This window comes from Micromonospora sp. NPDC023869, from assembly GCF_055559695.1.
In genome coordinates this window covers 1,150,679-1,167,650 of sequence record NZ_JBVHKD010000001.1, presented here as the reverse complement: position 1 = coordinate 1,167,650, position 16,972 = coordinate 1,150,679, and the positions used below count along the sequence as shown (strand labels likewise).

The following is a 16,972-nucleotide window of genomic DNA, read 5'->3' as shown; positions in this document are numbered from 1 at the left end:
TCGGAGGAACACCAGCATGTCCGCACTGATGGAGCGGCTCCGCAAGGAGCTGGCCGACGCGCTGACCCCGGCGCGGGACATCGCCGCGAAGGCGGAGTCCGAGAAGCGGGACCTGACCGACGACGAGCGCACGAAGGTGACCGAGGCGGTCAAGACCGCCAACGGCATCAAGGCCCGCATCGACCAGGCCAAGGCCGACAACGACCTCACCAAGCAGCTCGGCGACCTCGGCGACGGCATCGCCTTCGAGCCGCGCGAGAAGAACAACCAGCCCACCGACGGTCTGTGGACGCCCGGCAAGGGCGAGACGATCGGCCAGGCGTTCGTCAAGTCCAACCAGTACAAGGGCCTGCTCGCTGAGGCGCACGGCGGTACGTTCGGCAAGAACCAGCGGGTTCACTCGGCCCCGTTCGGTGCGAAGGCCCTCGTCACCGGCCTCAGCGACACCAGCGCGGGCGCCCTCGTTCAGAACGACTACCGCGGTCTGCAGGTCGGCCTGGAGGCGTTCCAGCGCCCGCTGACGATCCGGGACCTGATCACCAACGGCAACACCACCTCGGACGCGATCGAGTACGTGCGGGTCACGTCGACCACCAACAACGCGGCGCCGGTGCCCGAGGCGACCAGCGCGGCGGCTCCGACCGCCCCGTCCGGTGCGGGTGCCCTGGTGCTGGCGACCGGCGGCGGCTACAAGCCGGAGTCGGGCCTGGCCCTGCAGAAGGTCTCCACCACGGTGAAGACCATCGCGCACTGGATCCCGGCCACGAAGCGGGCACTCGCCGACGCCGGCCAGGTCCGCACGCTGATCGACCAGTTCCTTCGCTACGGCCTGGAGGAGGAGCTGGAGGACCAGATCGTCAACGGCGACGGCACCGGTGAGAACTTCGAGGGCCTCACCACCGTCTCCGGCACCCAGTCGCAGGCGTACGACAGCGACATCCTCACCACCCTGCGCAAGGCCAAGACCAAGGTCCGCACCGTGGGCCGTTCCATCGCCACCGCCTACGTGATGAACCCGGCCGACTGGGAGAAGGTCGACCTGCTCCAGGACAACGAGGCCCGCTACTACTTCGGCGGCCCGGCCCGCGAGGGCCAGCCCACCGTGTGGGGCCTGCCGGTCGTGGAGTCCGAGGCCGTCCCGGAGGGTGCGCCGTGGGTCGGCGCGTGGCGCAAGGCCGTGATCTGGGACCGGGAGCAGATCAGCATCCAGGCCACCGACAGCCACGCCGACTACTTCATCCGGAACCTGGTGGCGATCCTCGGCGAGATGCGGGCCGGCTTCGGCGTCATCCAGCCGAACGCGTTCGTCGAGATCGACCTCACCCCGTAAGGAGGGCTGTGTCATGGGTTACCTGAAACCAGACCAGGGGGCGCAGCGGGCCGGCAAGCGGGCCGCTGCCGTCACCGACGCCGCCGCGCTTACCTCGGTGGTGGCGGCGGGGGCGAACCCGACGAAGGCCGAGTACGACGCGCTGCGCACGGACGTGGCGGCGCTGCGGACGAAGGTCAACGCTCTGCTGGCCGCGCTGCGGACCGCTGGCATCATCGCGCCCTGATGCTGATCAGTTCGTCCGGTGCCGGGTGTCCGGTCTGCGGTGCTGCACACGCAGCCTGCGGCCCGCCCGGCACCGGCACACCCGTAGACCTACCGGTGAGGAGTGATCGCACGATGGGAGCGGTCCGCAAGTACCACGTGATCCACAACGGCCACGAGACGATCCTGCGGCTCAACGACGCCGACGTGAAGCTGCATCCGGGTGCCCGGCCGGTCGACGAGCCCGAGGCGACGGCTGACTCCGACGAGCCGGAGGCGTCCGGCAAGGCACGCACCCCGGCCAACAAGCGCCGCAGTGGCGCGTCGAACAAGTCCAGTGGCTGACCCGTACGCCCCGCTCGCCGAGCTGAAACAGCTACGCCGCATCACCGACACCACCGACGACACCCTGCTGGCCCGGGTGTTGGAGGTGGCGTCGCGGCGTATCGACGCCCGCTGCAACCGCCGGTTCTGGCTCGACGAGCAGCCCGTCGCGCGGGTGTTCGGCACCGCCGGCCGGGTCACCCCGGACCTGCGGCTGCTCGTCGACGACATCGGTTCGGTCGACGACCTGCTCGTCGAGGTGGGCGCCGGGCTGACCTGGTCGCCGCTGACCGGCTGCGAGCTGGGGCCGGCGAACGCCCTGGCCGCCGGGTGGCCGTACACGGAACTGCACGGCATGTGGTCCGGCACGCGGGTGCGGATCACCGCCCGGTGGGGATGGCCGTCGGTGCCTGCGGACATCTCCATGGCGACGTTGCTGCTGGCCAGCAGGCTGTTCAAGCGCCGCGACTCCCCGGAAGGGCTGATCGCCTCTGCGGAGTTCGGGTCGGTGCGGGTGTCCCGGTGGGACCCCGACGTGGAAGCCCTGATCGCACCGTACGTCCAGCCCAAGCCCGCGTGAAGGTGATGGCGATGCCGAACGTGATCGAGCAGGCCGCCGATGAACTGCGGACCGCGCTGCGCACCGTGCCGGACCTGCGGGTGCCGCCGGACGTCGGGCCGGGCGTGGACGCGCCGGCAGCGGTCGTCGGGGTGCCAGCGCTGCAATGGGAGTCCATGTGCGCGGGCCCGACATCGGCGCGGTTCCTGGTGTACGTCGTCGAGCTCGCCAGCGACCGCGCCGTCTCGAAGCTGTTCGAGTGGGTGCTCGCGGCCAGCGCGGCGATCGACGAGCAGACCGACGGCACGGTGATTCGGGCCGATCCGGGCGTCTACCCGTCCAACAGCGGGGACCTGCCCGCCTACCAGATTCAAGTCGATATGCCCCTGGGAGGGTGAGGTGTCCGTTCACCACCGCAAAATCAAGGTCATCACGTTCTCGCTGGACTCGGAGAACTACGAGTGCCAGGTCCGGTCCTGGAACGTCAACAACGGCACCGACGACGGCGAGGTGCTCTACACCCAGTGCCCCGACGGCGAGGTGCGGGAGGACGCCGACCCCTCGTACACGCTGGAGCTCACGTTTCTGGCGGACTGGCGAGTGGGCGGCATCTCCGACGTCCTGACGACGCTCGACGGCGAGACCGTCGACTTCCAGATCGACCACCACCCGGACATCCCGGCGGAGCACGTCCGCTGGAACGGGCAGGTCACCATCAAGGCGCCGAGCGTGGGCGGCGAGGCGCGCGCCACGGAGACCACCGAGGTGACGCTGCCGATCATCGGCAAGCCGGTCTACTCGCGGGTCGGTGCCTGATGGCCCGCGCCAGCGTCACCACCCAGCAGGTCACCCGGACCGGCCTCAACCCGACCCTGACCGCGGCGGCAGCGGACGGCGACATCGTCGACGCCGGGGCGGTCGCCCTGTGGGTCGACAACGCGGCCGGGTCGCCGATCACCGTCACGGTGGAGGCCACCGCCGCGCAGGACGGCCTGGCCGTCGGTGACCTGAGCGTCACCGTGCCGGCCGGCGCGCAGCGGCTGATCGGCCCGCTGCCCGCGCGCACGTTCGCCCAGCCGTCCGGTGAGGTCGGTGCCGGGCGCGTCCTCGTCAACTACAGCGCGGTCACGTCCGTGACCCGTGCCGTGATCAAGCTCTAGGAGTCCCTGTTGTTCGAGTTCAAGCTGACCATCGACGGCAGGGACGAGCCGGTCGAGGTGGTCGCCACGTCCCGTGACGTCCTGATGTGGGAGAAGACCACCAAGGGCGCCAGCCTCGCCAAGCTGGAGCGGGACCTGCGCATCGGCGACATGTACGCCCTGGCCTGGCAAGCCGCCCGCCGGCACGGGCACTTCACCGGCGACCTGGAGGCGTTCCAGACCACCGTCGACCTCGAATTCGAGGACTCGGGTGGCGCGGAGGACCCTACCCCGCCGGCTCGCTGAGCCGGGCGCTGGTCGCACTCGCCATCCACTCCGGCATCCCGCCCTCGACGTGGGAAGCCGAAGGTGGCCGCACCATCCAGACCGCCCTGGAACTGCTCGCTGAGCAGAACCGGCGCGGCCCAGACGACGACGGGCCGCAGACGAGCGGCTGACAAGCAGGCCCGGGGGTGCGCGGTGGACCGGATCACGGTGCGGGTCGACGGGGTCTGGCCGGTGCTGCGGGACCTGCGCCGCTTCCCGCGCGACGCCGATCAGGAGCTACAGCAGGTCGGCTACCAGCTCGCCGTGCTGCTGGCCGGGCGGGTCGCGGCGTCGGCCCGGTCCGACAGCCGCCAGTCGGCGCTGATGGCTCCGACGGTCCGGCCCGTCGCCGGCCGGAACCCGTCGATCGTGGCTGGCGGCTCCGCGCTGGTGGGTCGCCGCCGCAAGCCCGCCTTCAAGATCCTGTTCGGATCGGAGTTCGGGGCGGCCACCCTGCCGCAGTTCCGGCCACACCTCGGCTCCGGCAGCTACTGGATGTGGGCCGAGATTCTCGACAGCCAGCCGCAGATCGACGCCGCCTCCCGTCAGGGCGTCGAGCGGCTCGTCCGTGCGTTCGACCGGGGAGTGTGACGGATGGCGCGGACGATCACGATCCGGTTCGGTGGCGACGCGTCGGGGGCGACCCGGGCCGCCGCGCAAACCGACCGGGCCATCTCCGGCGTGCAGGGTCGCGTCGGTCAGATCACCCGGTCTGTCGGCCGCATCGTCGCCCTGGGCGTCGCCTTCGGCGGGGCTGCGTCGTACGCGATCGCGTTCGGTGCGGCGGCGTCCCGGGCCGGTGGGGCGGTCGCCGCCCTGCCCGCGTTCCTCGCTGCGGCCGTCGCGGGAGTGCTCGCGTTCCGTGCCGTCACGATGGGGCTCGGCGAGGCGTGGAAGGCCACCGGCAAATCGATCTCCGGCGGTGGTGGCTCCGCCGCCAACACGGGCCGGCAGGTGGAGGCCGCCCAGCGGCAGGTCCGTGCCGCCACCCGCGCCCTGGCTGACGCCCAACGTGACGCGCTGCGGGCCCAGGAGGCCATCACCCGGGCACGGAAGGACGAGAAGGAACGCCTCGACGACCTGTCCCGGTCGGTGCGCGACGCCGCCCTGGACGAGGAAGAGGCGGTGCTGCGGCGTGAGGACGCGCAGCGGGAGCTGGCCGAGGCGCAGCAGATGGTCGCCCGCGCCGAGGAGGCGGTGGCGAAGGCGCGGGAGAGCGGCGATCCGACCGCGATCCGCCGCGCCGAGGAAGACCTTGCCGAGGCGCGTCGCACCGCCCCGGACCTGATCCGGCGCGCGGACCTGGCGCTGCGGCGGGCCATCCTCGGCGTCGACATGGCCCGCGACGCCCACCAAGACCTCGCCGAGGAGCAGAAAGAGTCGGCGCGTCGCGGTGTCGAGGGTTCCGAGGCGGTGCAGGACGCCCTGGAGCGGCAGGCCGAGGCGCAGCGGCGGGTCACCGAGGCCGCCGAGCGGCTCACTGAGGCGCAGCAGGCGGTCCGGGACGCCGGTCAGAGTGCCGCGTCGGGTGGTATCGACCCGGCAGCCGAGGCCCTGAACCGGCTGGCACCGTCGGCGCGGCGGGTGATCCTGACCCTGCGGGACCTGGTGCCGGCGTGGGAGGGCGCGGCCCGGGCCGCTCAGGACCGGGCGTGGCAGGGCGTCGACCGAGACCTGCGGCGCCTGTCCGGCACGTACCTGCCGACGGCCACACAGTGGCTGATCCGGATGGGTGGTGCGTGGAACACCGCCGTGCGGCAGGCCGCCGGTCTGCTGACGACCCGTAAGACGGTCGCGGACGTCAACGCGGTGCTCGATGGCACGGCAGGGTTGACGGAGCGGCTGGCGCGGGCGGTCCGGCCCCTGATCAACGGGTTCATGCAGTGGGCTGCGGTCGGGTCGGGCACGCTGCCGCAGTTCGGTGACTGGGTGCTGTCGATCGCCGAGCGGTTCGAGCGGTGGTCGATCGCGTCTCGCGAGTCGGGCCGCATGCAGGAATGGATCACGTCCGGCACGGCGACGCTGCGCACGCTGTGGCAGATCACCACCAACGTCGTCGGCAGCATCCGGGCCATCTTCCGCGCCGGTGACGACGGCGGCAGCACCTTCGAGTCGTTCGAGCGCGGCACCCGGGCGATGCGGGAGTGGCTGGACTCCGCCCAGGGCCAGGAGACCGTCTCCAACATCCTGGAGCAGCTCCGTCAGATCCTCGGCGGTGTCGCCCAGGTGCTACCCACAGTGGCTGCCGAGGGCAGCAGCTTCCGGGACACCCTCTCGGTCACCGGCACCGTGGCGTCGTTCCTGGCCGACAACCTCGACACGGTGGCCACCCTGCTGCCGTACCTGGCGGCGGGGCTGATCGCGGCGAAGGCCGCCCAGCTCGCCGCCAACGTGGCTGCGGTCGCCTCGGTGCCGATCCAGATCGCGCAGGCGGTCGTGAACGCGCGGCTGGCCAAGGCGATCCGGGCGCAGACCGCCACCATGCGTGCCCAGACCACGGCCACAGTCATGCAGGACACCGCCCAGAAGCGGTCGGTGGTCTCCACCATCGCCTCGCGGGTGGCGATGGTGGCGTCGGCGGTCGCGGCCAAGGCCATGGCGGCGGCGCAGTGGCTGCTCAACGCCGCCATGTCCGCGAACCCGATCGGGCTGGTGATCATCGCGATTGTGGCGCTGGTCGCCGCGATCGTGATCGCCTACCAGCGGTCCGAGACGTTCCGCAAGATCGTGGACGGCGCGATGCGGGCGGTCGGTGCCGCCGGCATCTGGTTGTGGGACAAGGCCCTGAAACCGGCGCTCAACCACATCGTGCGCGGCTGGAAGATGGTCGCCGACATCGTGTTGTGGTGGTGGAAGAACGTCACCGTGCCGGCGTGGACGGCGGTCGCCCGGGGCGTGATCTGGCTCAAGGACCAGATCGTCACCAACTTCAACCGGTGGCTCGACGTGTTCCGCCGGGTGGCCGGCTGGGTCGCTGACCTGCGGCAGCGGGCCATCGACCAGTTCAGCCGGCTGGTCGGCTGGGTTGCTGACCTGCCTGGCCGGCTGCGGTCTCGGCTGGCACCGGTGGAGCGGATCCTGTCCGCGCCGTTCAAGGCGGCATTCAACGCCATCAGCAGGTTCTGGAACTCGACCGTCGGTCGACTGTCGTTCACCGTCCCGTCGTGGGTGCCGGGCGGCATCGGCGGCAAGGGCTTCTCCATGCCGAATCTGCCCACCCTCGCCAAGGGCGGCATCGTCCGGGCGACCCGGGGAGGAACCCTCGCCATCATCGGCGAGGGCGGCCAGGACGAGGCCGTGGCGCCGCTGTCGCGGCTCGCGTCGATGATCGAGGCCGCCGTGCGGGTCGGTGGCGGCGGTGCCGCGCAGGCCGTGCCGACGAACGTGCACGCCGAGGTGAGGGTGTACGTGGGGACCCGGGAGATCACCGACATCGTCGACGTGGTGGTTGAGCAGAAGAGCAGCGAGCGTGACCGACAGACCCGGCGACGGGTGACCGCCGGCTCGGGGAGGGCACGCTGATGGCGCTGACGCTGACCTACGATCCGCAGCTTGCCCGGGTGCGGATCGCCGTCGACGGCCTGCCGGGCGGGACGCCGGTGACGGTGCAGCGGTCGGCCAACCTGATCCGCTGGACGACCGTGCGCGGCGGCACCGACATGGCACCCGCTGGTGGGGGCGTGCGCCTGGACGACTACGAGTTCGTCTCCGACGCGGTCAACCACTACCGGGTCATCGACCCGTCGGTGGTGGCCACGGGGCAGATCACGCCGGCCCTGGGTGGCGTGTGGCTCAAGAGCATCGCCCGGCCGTTCCTCAACCGGCAGATTGTCGTCGCGGACTACAGCGACATCGAGCGGCCGTCACGGGGGGGTGTCTTCGAGGTGGTCGGCAGAAGCATGCCGGTGGCGATCTCGGACGTGCGCGGCTCGCGGCGCTGGACGATGGAGGTCCTCACGTCCACGCCGGCCGCAGCGAGAGACCTGGACCTGATCCTCGCGTCCGGGGATACGATGTTCATCCACATCCCGGCGGGGTGTGACGTGCCGGGCGGCTACGTCGCGATCGACACCGTCACCATCAGCCGGCGGGCCCGCCGCACCCCCCGGCGAGTGTTCGCCTTGCCGCTGGTGGAGGTTGCGGCGCCGGGCCCGGACGTTGTCGGTGCCACCGTCACATGGCAGACCGTGCTGGACACCTACCCGACGTGGCAGGCGGTCCTGGACGCGCACCCGACGTGGGCGAGCCTGCTGGAGCTGATCGGTGACCCGACCGACGTGATCGTGCCATGAGGCCGGTCTCTGCCGCGTTCCTACGGTCGGTGCGCGGCTCGCATCGCATGGTGGCGGAGGCGCGGGTGGTCGCGCCCGGGCAGACCGGTGTGTCGCCGGCCGGCACGCTGCTGGACATCGAGAGCGGCGACGTGCAGTTGGACGGCACCGCCGACGTGCGGTCGACGGTGGACCTGCAGGTGGTCGGCCGTGGCCTGTGGCCGACGTCGCCGGCCTCGCTGCTCGCCCCGTACGGCAACGAGCTGCACATCCGACGCGGCATCCGGTTCGGCAACGGCACCACCGAATGGGTCAGCCTCGGATACTTCCGGATCTACTCGCCGTCACAGGAGCAGGTGCCCGATGGGCCGATCCGGATCGCGGCGCAGGACCGGATGTCCGGGATCGTCGAGGCCCGGCTTCTCGCCCCGGTGCAGTGGTCGGCGGGGACGTCGCTCGGCGCGATCGTCGAGCAGCTGGTGACCGAGGTGTATCCGTCGGCGGTGATCGAGTGGGACGACAACGCGCACCTGGAGCCGCTCGGCCGGCAGCTGCTCGCCGAGGAAGACCGCTACGCGTTCTTGTCGGAGCTGGTGACCGGGGCGGGGAAAATCTGGTACTGGGACCACCGCGGCATCCTGGTGATCAAGTCGCCGCCGCCGGTCACTACCCCGGTGTATCGGGTCTCCCACGGTGAGGGCGGGGTGTTGGTGCGGCTGTCGCGGGAGTTGACCCGCGAGGGCATCTACAACGGCGTGGTCGCGTATGGGGAGGCGGCGGACACACTCGTGCCGGCGCGGGCCGTGGTAGTCGACGACAACCCGGCCTCTCCGACCTGGTGGCATGGCCCGTTCGGCAAGGTCCCCCGCTACTACAGCTCGCCGTTTCTGACGACGAACGGTCAGGCGGCCTCGGCCGCGGCGTCGATGCTGACCCGCGCACTGGGCCTGCCCTACAGCGTGTCCTTCTCATCGGTGCCGAACCCGGCCCTCGAACCGTTCGACCCGGTGCAGATCACGTACCCGGGTGGCCGGGCGGAGACGCACGTCATCGAGCGGCTGACGGTGCCGCTGACCGCCGCCGGCGAGATGCCGGCCGTCACCCGGGAGCAAACCCTGATCATGCTCGGAGAGATCTGACATGCGCGGCGACGACCTGGTGCCGCTGCTCGTGCCACCCCCACAGACTGGGCTGGGTTTCCGGCAGGGCGTGATCCAAAGCTGGAACCCGGACACCGCTGAGAACCTGGTGCTGGTCGGCGGGACCCTCGTGCAGAACCTGCCGATCCTCAACACCAGCGAGGCGTTGCTGCTCGGCGAGGGCGCGGTGGTCGCCGTCATCACCTACGGCCCGTCGTGGTTCATCCTCGGCCGGGTGACGATCCCGGGCACCCCGGACGCCGCCAGCGCGCTGCAGATGGTCGCGAGCCGACTCGTCACCCACGTCATCCCCACCTCGCAGGCCACCACCTCCGGCACCTACACCGACCTGGCCACCGTCGGGCCGACTGCAGCGGTACGCGTCGGCCTGTCCGGGAAACTGCTCGTCACGATCTCCGCCACGATCAACTACAACTCGGCGTCGGGCGGCACCGACGGCGGTGAGATGAGTTTCGACGTGGCGGGCGCGTCCACCGTGGCGGTCGGCACCCACCAAGCATTCGACATCGGCGGCGTGAGCGGGTCGGTCGTGTTCGGCCGCGTCGGCACCGTCGGCGGCACGTTCCTGCTCACCGGCCTCAACGCCGGCATGCACACCGTCACCGCCAAGTACCGGTCGTCCTTCGCCCGGTCGGTGTCCTTCTACAACCGCGTCCTCGTCGCGCAAGGACTGTGATCAAGGAGAGTCATGGGCACCACACCGATCTACGAGCTCCGCTACCAGACACTGGACGACTCGCCGGACGGCCCGGACCTCGGCGAGAACCTCGCCCTGGACGTCGAGACAGAGCTCGCCCGCATCGACGCCGCCATGGTGCCCCGGCCGATCGGGAAAGCGTTCTCAGCCACGGCGCAGACCGGTGTCACGGCCGAGGCGGTCTCCCTGACGGTCGCCAGCTTCACCTTTCGGGCCGGCCGGGCGTACCGGGCGAGCATGAGGGGCGCGGTGTACGGCACGGCCGCCGCCCAGGCCCATTTCCGGATCCGCAAGACCAACGCGTCCGGGGCGGACTGGGGTGAGTACGGGCGGGTGCGCTGCGAGGGCACCAGTCAGGGCACCTCGGCGATGGCCAACGGATCGCTGATCCTGCTCCGCACGGCGGGCACCGACCTGACGACGGACGTCGCGCTGACGGTGGCCGGAGGCTCCGGCACCGTCAACGTTTTCGCGGCCGCCAGCTCGCCGCGCTACCTGCTGATCGAGGACATCGGCACCGCGACCGCGTACGCCGACCTCGGCGTAGCCGTCACCTGACCTCAAGGAGCGACCATGACGCGCGCACCCGCGAACCTGATGGCCGTCCGCCGGCTACTGCTCGACCATCTCGACGTCGACCCCGGCCGCGCCCGCGATGCCGACCTGGAGCCCAACGAGGTCGGCATCGTCGGCGACGCCAACCACCGCGGCGGCTACCACACCGGATCCGACCGGATCGTCACGAACGACTACTCGGTGATCGAGTCGCCCCGGGACCGCAACGGTCTGACCCTGGACGCGTCCGCGCTGGACGTCGGCATGTTCCGGGTGGCCTCCGGCGGCAAGGTGTACGACCTGCCGCACTTCTCCGCGTGGTGCGTCGCCCAGTGCGTCGCGAACACGGCGGACTCCCGCGACATCCGCGAGATCATCTGGTCGCCGGACGGCAAGGTCGTACTCCGCTGGGACCGGCTCAAGCGGCGCAGCACCGGCGACCGTTCCCACCTGTGGCACACCCACTTCAGCTTCTTCCGCGATTCGATCAAGGCGGGGCGTGACCAGACGCCGCTGTTCCGCCGCTATCTGACCACCATCGGGCTCATCAAGGCCCCGACCAGCCCAAGCAAGGAGACGGACGCGATGGACCAGGCGACTTTCACGAAGCTCTACCTCGGGGCGATCCGGAGCGACGCGGTGTCGCTTCAGGAGCGGGCCCGGCCGTGGCAGTACGTCGGTGGCGGCATCCCGCAGGGGATGTCCACCCTCGGCGTCTTGAACGGCATCTACCTCACCGGGCGGGCCACGCTCGATGCCATCGAGGGCCTGGACACGGCGGCGATCCTGCGCCGTATCGACGAGCACGCGGCCGCCGAGGCGGCCCGGGACGAGGCGGCGTCGGTCGACCGTGCCGCCCTCGCCGAGCTGGTGCGGCAGGGGCGATCCGGGGAGCTCGACGCCGACGAGGTCGTCCGACTCATCGGCGAGCGGCTGACCGTAGCGCCGACGTCGTGACCGGAGCGCGGCTGCGCGGCCGACCCGGCCGACGCGGCACCGCGCTGCTCGTCTTCGCCGGCCTCGACGTCGCCTACGCGCTGCGCCTGGCCACCGTGCCGCCACCAGCGCAGGACTTCTACGCCTGGCTGCACTCCCCGATCCCGCTGTGGGCGTGGGGCATCCCGTGGCTGGCCGTCGCCGTCCTGTGCGTCGCCGGGGCATGGCAGGACTGCGACCGGGTCGCGTTCACCGCCGCCATCGGCATCAAGGTGCTGTGGGCGTGCCTCTACCTGTCCGGATGGCTGATCGGCGAGGTGCCCGACGGGTGGCTGTCGATGTGCGTGTGGGGGGCGTTCGCGGCGTGCGTGTGGCTGATCGCCGGCTGGCCAGAGCCGGTCAACGGGAGGGGGAGGCCAGCGTGGACGCCGCCGTCTGGGCAGCCATAGCGTCAGGGCTGGCGGCGGTGCTGGCCAGCGTCATCACCAACCGGGTCGCCGGCCGGGCATCCCGCCGCGACTCCCTGCTGAAGTGGGCCGAGCAGCTCCAGGCCTCGGAGGAGGCGGCCCGGCAGCGCGCCGACCGAATCCGCGATCAAGCCGACGCCGACGTGGAAGAGCTGCGCACGAAACTCAACGGCGTCATGGACCAACTCCGCCAGGCGCAGGGGCTGGCGGCCCGGCTGACCGACACCCTGACGTCGGTGGCCGCCGAGGTGTGGCGACCCGAGCCGGACCTTGCGGCGTTGCGACGGCTGGTGGGCCGCCCGACGTCGCCGGGCGTCAACGGGCATCCGCTGTAGGCCACTCCCACGGGTGCCCGTGCTGCACCACCCACCGGCACCCGTCGGCCTGGCATCGCCACTGGCGGCCCATCTCGTGACACACCCGGCACTGCCCCCACCCGGGGGTGGTGCGCGGCCGTCCGTCCGGGCTGCGATGCAGCGCCGGGCACACCTCAGGCACCTCGGCGACACCGCCGGGGACCTGCCGCAACCTCGTCACACCCAGACCGTACCCATGGAGGTACCTGTGAAGATTTTCGGCCGCGAGCCCGCGCTGGTCATCGGCGCCATCGGCTCCCTCATCACCGTGCTGGCGGCACTCAACCTGCCCGGCCTGTCCGCTGGGCAGGCCGCCGCCATCACCGCGCTGGTCACCGCCGCCATCATCGCCTGGACGACCCGACCGGTCGCCCCCGCCCTGTACGTCGGTGTGGTCGCTGCCACGGCGGTGCTGCTCGCGCAGTACGGCTTCAACGTGTCCGACCAGGCGGTGGCCGCGATCGGCGGTGCGGTGCTGGCCGGGTTCGCGCTGTTCGGGGTGCGCCCGCAGGTGACGCCGGCCGCCGATCCGAGACCCGGTGTCGGCGCGTCGGAGCACCGGATCGGTGTCGCACCCGGTCGGTAGACTCCACGGCGCGGTGCCGGCGGTACGCGACCGGCCGGGACCGACCACATGCAGACGGCCCCGCTCTCCCTGGTGGGAGGGCGGGGCCAGTCTGTGTGTCCAGGCAAGCGGGGGAGGAAAGCGGTTTCCGGCGGCTGGTGTGCCGCCCGGGCGGGTGGGTCGGGTTGCCCCGGCCCACCCGGGGTGGGGTCACCCCCAGCAGGCGCACCCGATCTTCGGGGCCTTCACCTCGGCAGTGTCGCAGTTGAAGCACCAGGCGAGCCCGGTCTCCGGGTCGATCTCGTACTCACCGTCGACCATGTGGCCGGGGCAGGTGATGAGCCGGCCGGCCTGGGTGCTCTTGCAGTAGCCGCACCGCTCGCCCTCGGTGAGCTGGCTGGCGATCTCGATCATCCGCTCGATGGTGGTCTGGGGGGCGGTGGTGGTGGTGGCCTGCATCTTCGTCTCCCTCGCTTGCTTGCCTGTACCTAAAGTGTAGTGGGTACCTAGTCACTTTGACAAGCCCCCCACTACACCCACTTTCCGCCAACGACGAAGCGCCCCCTCCGCCACGCGGCGGACAGGGGGCGCTTCGTCGTTGATGCAGGTCACGCGTCCGGCTTCGCACCCTTCCCGCCGCCTGCGCGGCCCTCGGCGATCTGCTGGATGCGGTTGCGGTGCAGCCCCAGCTCCTTGCCGATGTCAGCGAAGCTCATCTGCCGGCCGCGCATCTCCAGTACGGCGGACTGCCGGATCTTGCGTAGGCGCTCCTGCCACGCGGGCACGGCGGCGAGGCGCTGGCCGGCTTGGCGTGCGCGCTCGGCGGGGTCGGTGATGCGTTCGATGTCGTCGATGTCGGCCAACGGGTTCTCCACCTCGTGATCGTAAGGGCTCCCTGTGCAAACACGAGTGTAGTGGGTACCTTGACGCTTGCCTAGGTACCCACTACATTTGGGTTCAGCGGCCAAGCCAGACCGGCTGGCACCAGACGAGAGAGGAGCCCCACGTGGGCCTGTTCAGCGACAAGACCCGACGGATGGCGGCGGACCTCGGCGTGACGCCGGAGGCACTCCCGCACGCACTCAAGCAGTCCGAGCAGGAGCGGCAGGGCCGCGACAAGCAGTTCCAGCGATCGAAGGCCATCACCGACGCGCACGCCGCCGGCCAGTCCTGCGGCGGCGACTGCGCGGTCTGCCGTGGTCGCGGGCTGATCTGACCGCTCCCGTGGCCACCGGCACAGCGCCGGTGTCGGTGGCACGCGGAAGGGGCCAGACCGGCTGGCACCGAGACAGAACGGAGTACGGAATGGCCAAGGGGATCGTCCAGAAGATCAAGGACAAGGTCGCCTACGAGAGGAAGTCCTACCGACTGAGCAGCGAGGAACTCAAGAGGGTGCTCGGCAAGGACAACAAGGGCGACAAGAACAGCAAGTAGACCAGCAGGACGGCCCCCGGCCAGGCGACGCAACCGCCGGCCGGGGGCCTCAGACCAGACCCCACGGAGGTCCGACCCATGTCCATGATGATCGACCGCTGGGTGAAGCGCACCGTTCTGGTGGCCGCCGCCCTCGCCGGTTTCGCGTTCTACGCCAACCACACGACCCAGCCCTGCACCGGCCACCAGGTGGGCGCGGGCGGCATGTGCGTCACCGTCCAGGCCGGAGGTGCCCGGTGAGCCTCGGAAGCCGCATCTGCACTGTCACGTTCGGCTCGCTGCCGTTCACCGCCGCGTGGGAGTTCGCCATCCACGCCACCGCCGACACCGCTCCGCCGACGTGGATGGTGCTGGCCGGGCTCGCCCCGCAGGTCATCGCCGGGGTCATGGTCGTCGCCCTGATCGTCGAGGAGTTCGGCGGCGCGTCGGACCCGGCCACCGTGCCGACCCAGCGTCGCGCACCCGCACCGGCCAGGCGGGAGCTGGCCCGATGAGTAGCCACCACGAGCGCATGCAGCGCGACATCCGCGACACCTACCAGCGCCGGGAGCGCGGCGAGCTGACCGAGCGGCAGCGGATGGACCGGCTCAAGGAGATCCACGACGAGCACCTCGCCGCCTGCCGGGACCAGCACGAGAAGGCCGAAGGGGGAGCCCGATGAGCGTGCAGTGGTGGTCGTGGGCCCTGACCCTCATCGGCCTCACCGGCTGGTGGCTCACCGGCCGCCGCCTCTGGCACGGCTGGGCCGTCAGCCTCGCCGTCCAGGCCCTCTGGCTGGCGTACGCGCTCGCCACCAGCCAGTACGGGTTCATCGTCGCCGCCCTCGCCTACGGGGCGATGGCCGCCCTCAACCTCCGCCGGTGGCGCGCCGAGGCCCGACAGGAGGTGCCGGCCTGATGTGCACCATCTCCGGCACCTGCGGCTGCAAGGGCGGCACCGGCACCTTCCTGGCCGCCCTCGCGCTGCGGCGGCTCGCCAACCTCGCCCGGTGGCTGCTCCAGGCGCTGCAACTGCTCGCCCTGGCCCTCATCGTCGCCGGACGGTGGGCGATCCCGCGCGGCTGGCGGCTGACCGTACGCGGCGCCCGGGCGGTCCGGCGCAGGTGGGCGATGCGGCCCGTCCTGCTGCCCGACCGGCCCGCCATCACCGACACCAGCACCGCCCCGACCCTCGCCGACCTCATGCCGAAGCAGGAGGCCAACGTCCGATGATCTTCCGACGTGCCATCGACCCCGAGATGGAGCGTGCCCGCGCCGAGGCCGCCCGCGAACAGGCCCGCGCCCAGGTCGAAGCCGAACGGCTTCGCGCTCAGCTCGCCCGCGACCAGATGGAGGCCCAGGCCGAGTTCGACCGCCGCCAGGCCATCGCCGACGAGCAGGAGAAGCGTCGCCGCGACGCCTTGCGCCGCACCGAGCGGGCCGAACGCCGCGACCGCAACCGCAAGGCCCGCGCCGAGTTCACCGCCAAGGCCCGCCCCGTCCTGCCGCTGCTGCTCATCAACGGCGGTGCCGCGTACGCCCAGGCCGCCTACGCCTACGAGTCCGTCGCCCCCGGCGCCTGGAACGTGCCGTCGAAGTTGGCATTCGCCGTGGCGTTCGCGGTCGCCATCGAGTCCATCGCCGTCTACGTGCAGTGGCACGCCCACGACGCGCTCATGCTCAACGCCCACGCCACCGCCGCATCGCTGCGCCGGGCCTCGTGGGGTATCGCCGCCGTGGTCGCCGGGATCAACTACGCCCACTTCGCCGCCGAGGGCGGTGCACCCACCGCCGCCGCCGTGGCGTTCGCCCTCCTGTCGCTGCTCTCCCCGTGGCTGTGGGGCTTGCACACCCGCCGCGCCCAGCACCTGCAACTACTCGCTGAGGACGCCGACCTCATCGACGAGGGCGGCGTGGAGTTCTCGCCGCAGCGGCGCCGGGCGTTCCCGATCCGCGCGGTGCTCGCCAAGCGGTGGTCGATCGACAACTACGAGCGGGATCCGCGTAAGGCGTGGGAGGGCTACAACGCCGAGCGGACGGCACGGCGGACCGCGCAGACAGCGGTCGGTCCCCGCCGCCGCCCCAAGACGTGGCCGCTGATCGCCGGCATCGTGCTCACCCTCGTCGGGTTCGTGGCTCCGGAGTCGGTGCGCTGGATGGCCGTCTACCCCGGGCTGCTGCTGAACACGCTGTTCGTGGTGTGGTGGCTCAACGCGCCACGCGTCACCCCGCCGACGCCCGCCGTCCCCGACGACGGCCAGGGCGACAGCCTGTCGGCGCTCGTCGATGTCGTCACCCCGGCCACCGACCCAGTGACCGTGGCCGCCGACGCGCCGGTGGTCGACCGGCCACGCCTGCGGCCATCCGCCGGCCGGACCATGTCCCGGCTCGCCCGCCGTCGACCGGCCATCAACGTCACCGTCGTGGCCGCCCCCGCGCCGCGCCGACCGGCCACCGAACCGGCCAACGGTGGCCGCCGGACAGCCGGGGGCGGGGCGGCCAAACCACCGGCCACCACCGAGGCGAAGGTGGCCGCTGCCCGAGCCAAGAACCCGACCATGACCCAGGAGGAGGTGGCCAAACTCCTCGGCTTCGGGGAGCGCACCGTCCGCCGCCACTGGAAGCAGCCCGCCACCGTCAACGGCCACAACCACACCCAGGAGCAGTAAG

Annotated in this window: 28 protein-coding genes; 26 read left to right on the top strand and 2 right to left on the bottom strand. The window is 71.4% G+C overall.

Going from position 1 to position 16,972, the window contains the following annotated elements:
• Nucleotides 1-16 precede the first annotated feature (16 nt).
• The 18 genes from ACZ31C_RS05150 to ACZ31C_RS05065 all read left to right on the top strand — a co-directional run bounded on the left by ACZ31C_RS05150 (nucleotide 17) and on the right by ACZ31C_RS05065 (nucleotide 12,911).
• On the top strand, nucleotides 17-1,330 hold the full coding sequence (locus tag ACZ31C_RS05150) for a phage major capsid protein (RefSeq protein WP_465794240.1): 1,314 nt from the start codon (nucleotides 17-19) through the stop codon (nucleotides 1,328-1,330).
• A 13-nt stretch (nucleotides 1,331-1,343) separates the two neighbouring features.
• On the top strand, nucleotides 1,344-1,556 hold the full coding sequence (locus tag ACZ31C_RS05145; RefSeq protein WP_465794239.1) for a hypothetical protein: 213 nt from the start codon (nucleotides 1,344-1,346) through the stop codon (nucleotides 1,554-1,556).
• 113 nt (nucleotides 1,557-1,669) lie between these two features.
• Nucleotides 1,670-1,879, top strand: coding sequence for a hypothetical protein (locus ACZ31C_RS05140; RefSeq protein WP_465794238.1), 210 nt, complete (start codon nucleotides 1,670-1,672; stop codon nucleotides 1,877-1,879).
• Entirely contained in the window at nucleotides 1,872-2,438 is a 567-nt protein-coding gene (locus ACZ31C_RS05135; RefSeq protein ID WP_465794237.1) for a phage head-tail connector protein, read from the top strand. The genes ACZ31C_RS05140 and ACZ31C_RS05135 overlap by 8 nt, the downstream gene beginning before the upstream one ends.
• Before the next feature lie 11 nt (nucleotides 2,439-2,449).
• Nucleotides 2,450-2,815, top strand: coding sequence for a hypothetical protein (locus ACZ31C_RS05130; protein WP_465794236.1), 366 nt, complete (start codon nucleotides 2,450-2,452; stop codon nucleotides 2,813-2,815).
• A gap of 1 nt (nucleotide 2,816) precedes the next feature.
• Complete coding sequence (locus tag ACZ31C_RS05125; protein ID WP_465794235.1) at nucleotides 2,817-3,233, top strand: hypothetical protein; 417 nt, start codon at nucleotides 2,817-2,819, stop codon at nucleotides 3,231-3,233.
• Nucleotides 3,233-3,577 (top strand): hypothetical protein, encoded by a 345-nt coding sequence (locus ACZ31C_RS05120; RefSeq protein ID WP_465794234.1) that lies wholly within the window; start codon nucleotides 3,233-3,235, stop codon nucleotides 3,575-3,577. The genes ACZ31C_RS05125 and ACZ31C_RS05120 overlap by 1 nt, the downstream gene beginning before the upstream one ends.
• A gap of 9 nt (nucleotides 3,578-3,586) precedes the next feature.
• Nucleotides 3,587-3,862, top strand: coding sequence for a hypothetical protein (locus ACZ31C_RS05115; protein ID WP_465794233.1), 276 nt, complete (start codon nucleotides 3,587-3,589; stop codon nucleotides 3,860-3,862).
• A gap of 174 nt (nucleotides 3,863-4,036) precedes the next feature.
• Nucleotides 4,037-4,474, top strand: coding sequence for a hypothetical protein (locus ACZ31C_RS05110; RefSeq protein WP_465794232.1), 438 nt, complete (start codon nucleotides 4,037-4,039; stop codon nucleotides 4,472-4,474).
• A 3-nt stretch (nucleotides 4,475-4,477) separates the two neighbouring features.
• A complete protein-coding gene (locus tag ACZ31C_RS05105; RefSeq protein ID WP_465794231.1) occupies nucleotides 4,478-7,405 on the top strand; it encodes a hypothetical protein in 2,928 nt (975 codons plus the stop codon).
• Nucleotides 7,405-8,175: a hypothetical protein gene (locus ACZ31C_RS05100; RefSeq protein ID WP_465794230.1), complete on the top strand. Its 771-nt coding sequence runs from the start codon at nucleotides 7,405-7,407 to the stop codon at nucleotides 8,173-8,175. Before ACZ31C_RS05105 ends, ACZ31C_RS05100 begins: the two co-directional genes overlap by 1 nt.
• The gene (locus tag ACZ31C_RS05095) at nucleotides 8,172-9,293 is read left to right on the top strand and encodes a DUF5047 domain-containing protein (protein ID WP_465794229.1); all 1,122 of its coding nucleotides are present in this window, start codon (nucleotides 8,172-8,174) and stop codon (nucleotides 9,291-9,293) included. Before ACZ31C_RS05100 ends, ACZ31C_RS05095 begins: the two co-directional genes overlap by 4 nt.
• Nucleotide 9,294: 1 nt before the next feature.
• Nucleotides 9,295-9,990 (top strand): hypothetical protein, encoded by a 696-nt coding sequence (locus ACZ31C_RS05090; RefSeq protein WP_465794228.1) that lies wholly within the window; start codon nucleotides 9,295-9,297, stop codon nucleotides 9,988-9,990.
• Between the two features lie 12 nt (nucleotides 9,991-10,002).
• The gene (locus ACZ31C_RS05085) at nucleotides 10,003-10,569 is read left to right on the top strand and encodes a hypothetical protein (RefSeq protein ID WP_465794227.1); all 567 of its coding nucleotides are present in this window, start codon (nucleotides 10,003-10,005) and stop codon (nucleotides 10,567-10,569) included.
• Between the two features lie 15 nt (nucleotides 10,570-10,584).
• A complete protein-coding gene (locus ACZ31C_RS05080; protein WP_465794226.1) occupies nucleotides 10,585-11,523 on the top strand; it encodes a hypothetical protein in 939 nt (312 codons plus the stop codon).
• Nucleotides 11,520-11,951: a hypothetical protein gene (locus ACZ31C_RS05075; protein ID WP_465794225.1), complete on the top strand. Its 432-nt coding sequence runs from the start codon at nucleotides 11,520-11,522 to the stop codon at nucleotides 11,949-11,951. The genes ACZ31C_RS05080 and ACZ31C_RS05075 overlap by 4 nt, the downstream gene beginning before the upstream one ends.
• Complete coding sequence (locus ACZ31C_RS05070) at nucleotides 11,924-12,304, top strand: hypothetical protein (protein WP_465794224.1); 381 nt, start codon at nucleotides 11,924-11,926, stop codon at nucleotides 12,302-12,304. The genes ACZ31C_RS05075 and ACZ31C_RS05070 overlap by 28 nt, the downstream gene beginning before the upstream one ends.
• A 229-nt stretch (nucleotides 12,305-12,533) precedes the next feature.
• On the top strand, nucleotides 12,534-12,911 hold the full coding sequence (locus ACZ31C_RS05065) for a hypothetical protein (protein WP_465794223.1): 378 nt from the start codon (nucleotides 12,534-12,536) through the stop codon (nucleotides 12,909-12,911).
• Nucleotides 12,912-13,100: 189 nt separating this feature from the next.
• Here ACZ31C_RS05065 and ACZ31C_RS05060 read toward each other — a convergent pair whose 3' ends face one another.
• Both ACZ31C_RS05060 and ACZ31C_RS05055 read right to left on the bottom strand, forming a co-directional pair.
• Complete coding sequence (locus ACZ31C_RS05060; protein ID WP_465794222.1) at nucleotides 13,101-13,349, bottom strand: hypothetical protein; 249 nt, start codon at nucleotides 13,347-13,349, stop codon at nucleotides 13,101-13,103.
• A gap of 149 nt (nucleotides 13,350-13,498) precedes the next feature.
• On the bottom strand, nucleotides 13,499-13,765 hold the full coding sequence (locus ACZ31C_RS05055; RefSeq protein ID WP_465794221.1) for a hypothetical protein: 267 nt from the start codon (nucleotides 13,763-13,765) through the stop codon (nucleotides 13,499-13,501).
• Nucleotides 13,766-13,896: 131 nt separating this feature from the next.
• On the opposite strand from ACZ31C_RS05055, the gene ACZ31C_RS05050 reads away from it, so the two are divergent.
• The 8 genes from ACZ31C_RS05050 to ACZ31C_RS05015 all read left to right on the top strand — a co-directional run bounded on the left by ACZ31C_RS05050 (nucleotide 13,897) and on the right by ACZ31C_RS05015 (nucleotide 16,971).
• On the top strand, nucleotides 13,897-14,106 hold the full coding sequence (locus tag ACZ31C_RS05050; RefSeq protein ID WP_465794220.1) for a hypothetical protein: 210 nt from the start codon (nucleotides 13,897-13,899) through the stop codon (nucleotides 14,104-14,106).
• An 89-nt stretch (nucleotides 14,107-14,195) separates the two neighbouring features.
• Nucleotides 14,196-14,324 (top strand): hypothetical protein, encoded by a 129-nt coding sequence (locus ACZ31C_RS05045; RefSeq protein ID WP_465794219.1) that lies wholly within the window; start codon nucleotides 14,196-14,198, stop codon nucleotides 14,322-14,324.
• 78 nt (nucleotides 14,325-14,402) lie between these two features.
• Complete coding sequence (locus ACZ31C_RS05040; protein WP_465794218.1) at nucleotides 14,403-14,564, top strand: hypothetical protein; 162 nt, start codon at nucleotides 14,403-14,405, stop codon at nucleotides 14,562-14,564.
• Nucleotides 14,561-14,818 (top strand): hypothetical protein, encoded by a 258-nt coding sequence (locus tag ACZ31C_RS05035; protein ID WP_465794217.1) that lies wholly within the window; start codon nucleotides 14,561-14,563, stop codon nucleotides 14,816-14,818. The genes ACZ31C_RS05040 and ACZ31C_RS05035 overlap by 4 nt, the downstream gene beginning before the upstream one ends.
• Nucleotides 14,815-14,985: a hypothetical protein gene (locus ACZ31C_RS05030; protein WP_465794216.1), complete on the top strand. Its 171-nt coding sequence runs from the start codon at nucleotides 14,815-14,817 to the stop codon at nucleotides 14,983-14,985. Before ACZ31C_RS05035 ends, ACZ31C_RS05030 begins: the two co-directional genes overlap by 4 nt.
• Nucleotides 14,982-15,221, top strand: a complete 240-nt coding sequence (locus ACZ31C_RS05025; protein WP_465794215.1) for a hypothetical protein — start codon at nucleotides 14,982-14,984, stop codon at nucleotides 15,219-15,221. The genes ACZ31C_RS05030 and ACZ31C_RS05025 overlap by 4 nt, the downstream gene beginning before the upstream one ends.
• Nucleotides 15,221-15,535 carry a hypothetical protein gene (locus tag ACZ31C_RS05020; RefSeq protein ID WP_465794214.1) on the top strand — a complete coding sequence of 105 codons (315 nt, stop codon included), beginning with the start codon at nucleotides 15,221-15,223 and terminating at the stop codon, nucleotides 15,533-15,535. Before ACZ31C_RS05025 ends, ACZ31C_RS05020 begins: the two co-directional genes overlap by 1 nt.
• Entirely contained in the window at nucleotides 15,532-16,971 is a 1,440-nt protein-coding gene (locus tag ACZ31C_RS05015) for a hypothetical protein (protein ID WP_465794213.1), read from the top strand. The genes ACZ31C_RS05020 and ACZ31C_RS05015 overlap by 4 nt, the downstream gene beginning before the upstream one ends.
• Nucleotide 16,972: the final 1 nt, after the last annotated feature.

Bases quoted from the DNA above. Each gene is read 5' to 3' on its own strand.
- ACZ31C_RS05130 (WP_465794236.1), top strand. From the start codon at position 2,450: ATGCCGAACGTGATCGAGCAGGCCGCCGATGAACTGCGGACCGCGCTG.
- ACZ31C_RS05095 (WP_465794229.1), top strand. From the start codon at position 8,172: ATGAGGCCGGTCTCTGCCGCGTTCCTACGGTCGGTGCGCGGCTCGCAT.
- ACZ31C_RS05025 (WP_465794215.1), top strand. From the start codon at position 14,982: ATGAGCGTGCAGTGGTGGTCGTGGGCCCTGACCCTCATCGGCCTCACC.
- ACZ31C_RS05120 (WP_465794234.1), top strand. From the start codon at position 3,233: ATGGCCCGCGCCAGCGTCACCACCCAGCAGGTCACCCGGACCGGCCTC.
- ACZ31C_RS05030 (WP_465794216.1), top strand. From the start codon at position 14,815: ATGAGTAGCCACCACGAGCGCATGCAGCGCGACATCCGCGACACCTAC.
- ACZ31C_RS05060 (WP_465794222.1), bottom strand. From the start codon at position 13,349: ATGCAGGCCACCACCACCACCGCCCCCCAGACCACCATCGAGCGGATG.
- ACZ31C_RS05140 (WP_465794238.1), top strand. From the start codon at position 1,670: ATGGGAGCGGTCCGCAAGTACCACGTGATCCACAACGGCCACGAGACG.
- ACZ31C_RS05020 (WP_465794214.1), top strand. From the start codon at position 15,221: ATGTGCACCATCTCCGGCACCTGCGGCTGCAAGGGCGGCACCGGCACC.
- ACZ31C_RS05085 (WP_465794227.1), top strand. From the start codon at position 10,003: ATGGGCACCACACCGATCTACGAGCTCCGCTACCAGACACTGGACGAC.
- ACZ31C_RS05105 (WP_465794231.1), top strand. From the start codon at position 4,478: ATGGCGCGGACGATCACGATCCGGTTCGGTGGCGACGCGTCGGGGGCG.
- ACZ31C_RS05080 (WP_465794226.1), top strand. From the start codon at position 10,585: ATGACGCGCGCACCCGCGAACCTGATGGCCGTCCGCCGGCTACTGCTC.
- ACZ31C_RS05100 (WP_465794230.1), top strand. From the start codon at position 7,405: ATGGCGCTGACGCTGACCTACGATCCGCAGCTTGCCCGGGTGCGGATC.
- ACZ31C_RS05150 (WP_465794240.1), top strand. From the start codon at position 17: ATGTCCGCACTGATGGAGCGGCTCCGCAAGGAGCTGGCCGACGCGCTG.
- ACZ31C_RS05015 (WP_465794213.1), top strand. From the start codon at position 15,532: ATGATCTTCCGACGTGCCATCGACCCCGAGATGGAGCGTGCCCGCGCC.
- ACZ31C_RS05045 (WP_465794219.1), top strand. From the start codon at position 14,196: ATGGCCAAGGGGATCGTCCAGAAGATCAAGGACAAGGTCGCCTACGAG.
- ACZ31C_RS05090 (WP_465794228.1), top strand. From the start codon at position 9,295: ATGCGCGGCGACGACCTGGTGCCGCTGCTCGTGCCACCCCCACAGACT.
- ACZ31C_RS05145 (WP_465794239.1), top strand. From the start codon at position 1,344: ATGGGTTACCTGAAACCAGACCAGGGGGCGCAGCGGGCCGGCAAGCGG.
- ACZ31C_RS05040 (WP_465794218.1), top strand. From the start codon at position 14,403: ATGTCCATGATGATCGACCGCTGGGTGAAGCGCACCGTTCTGGTGGCC.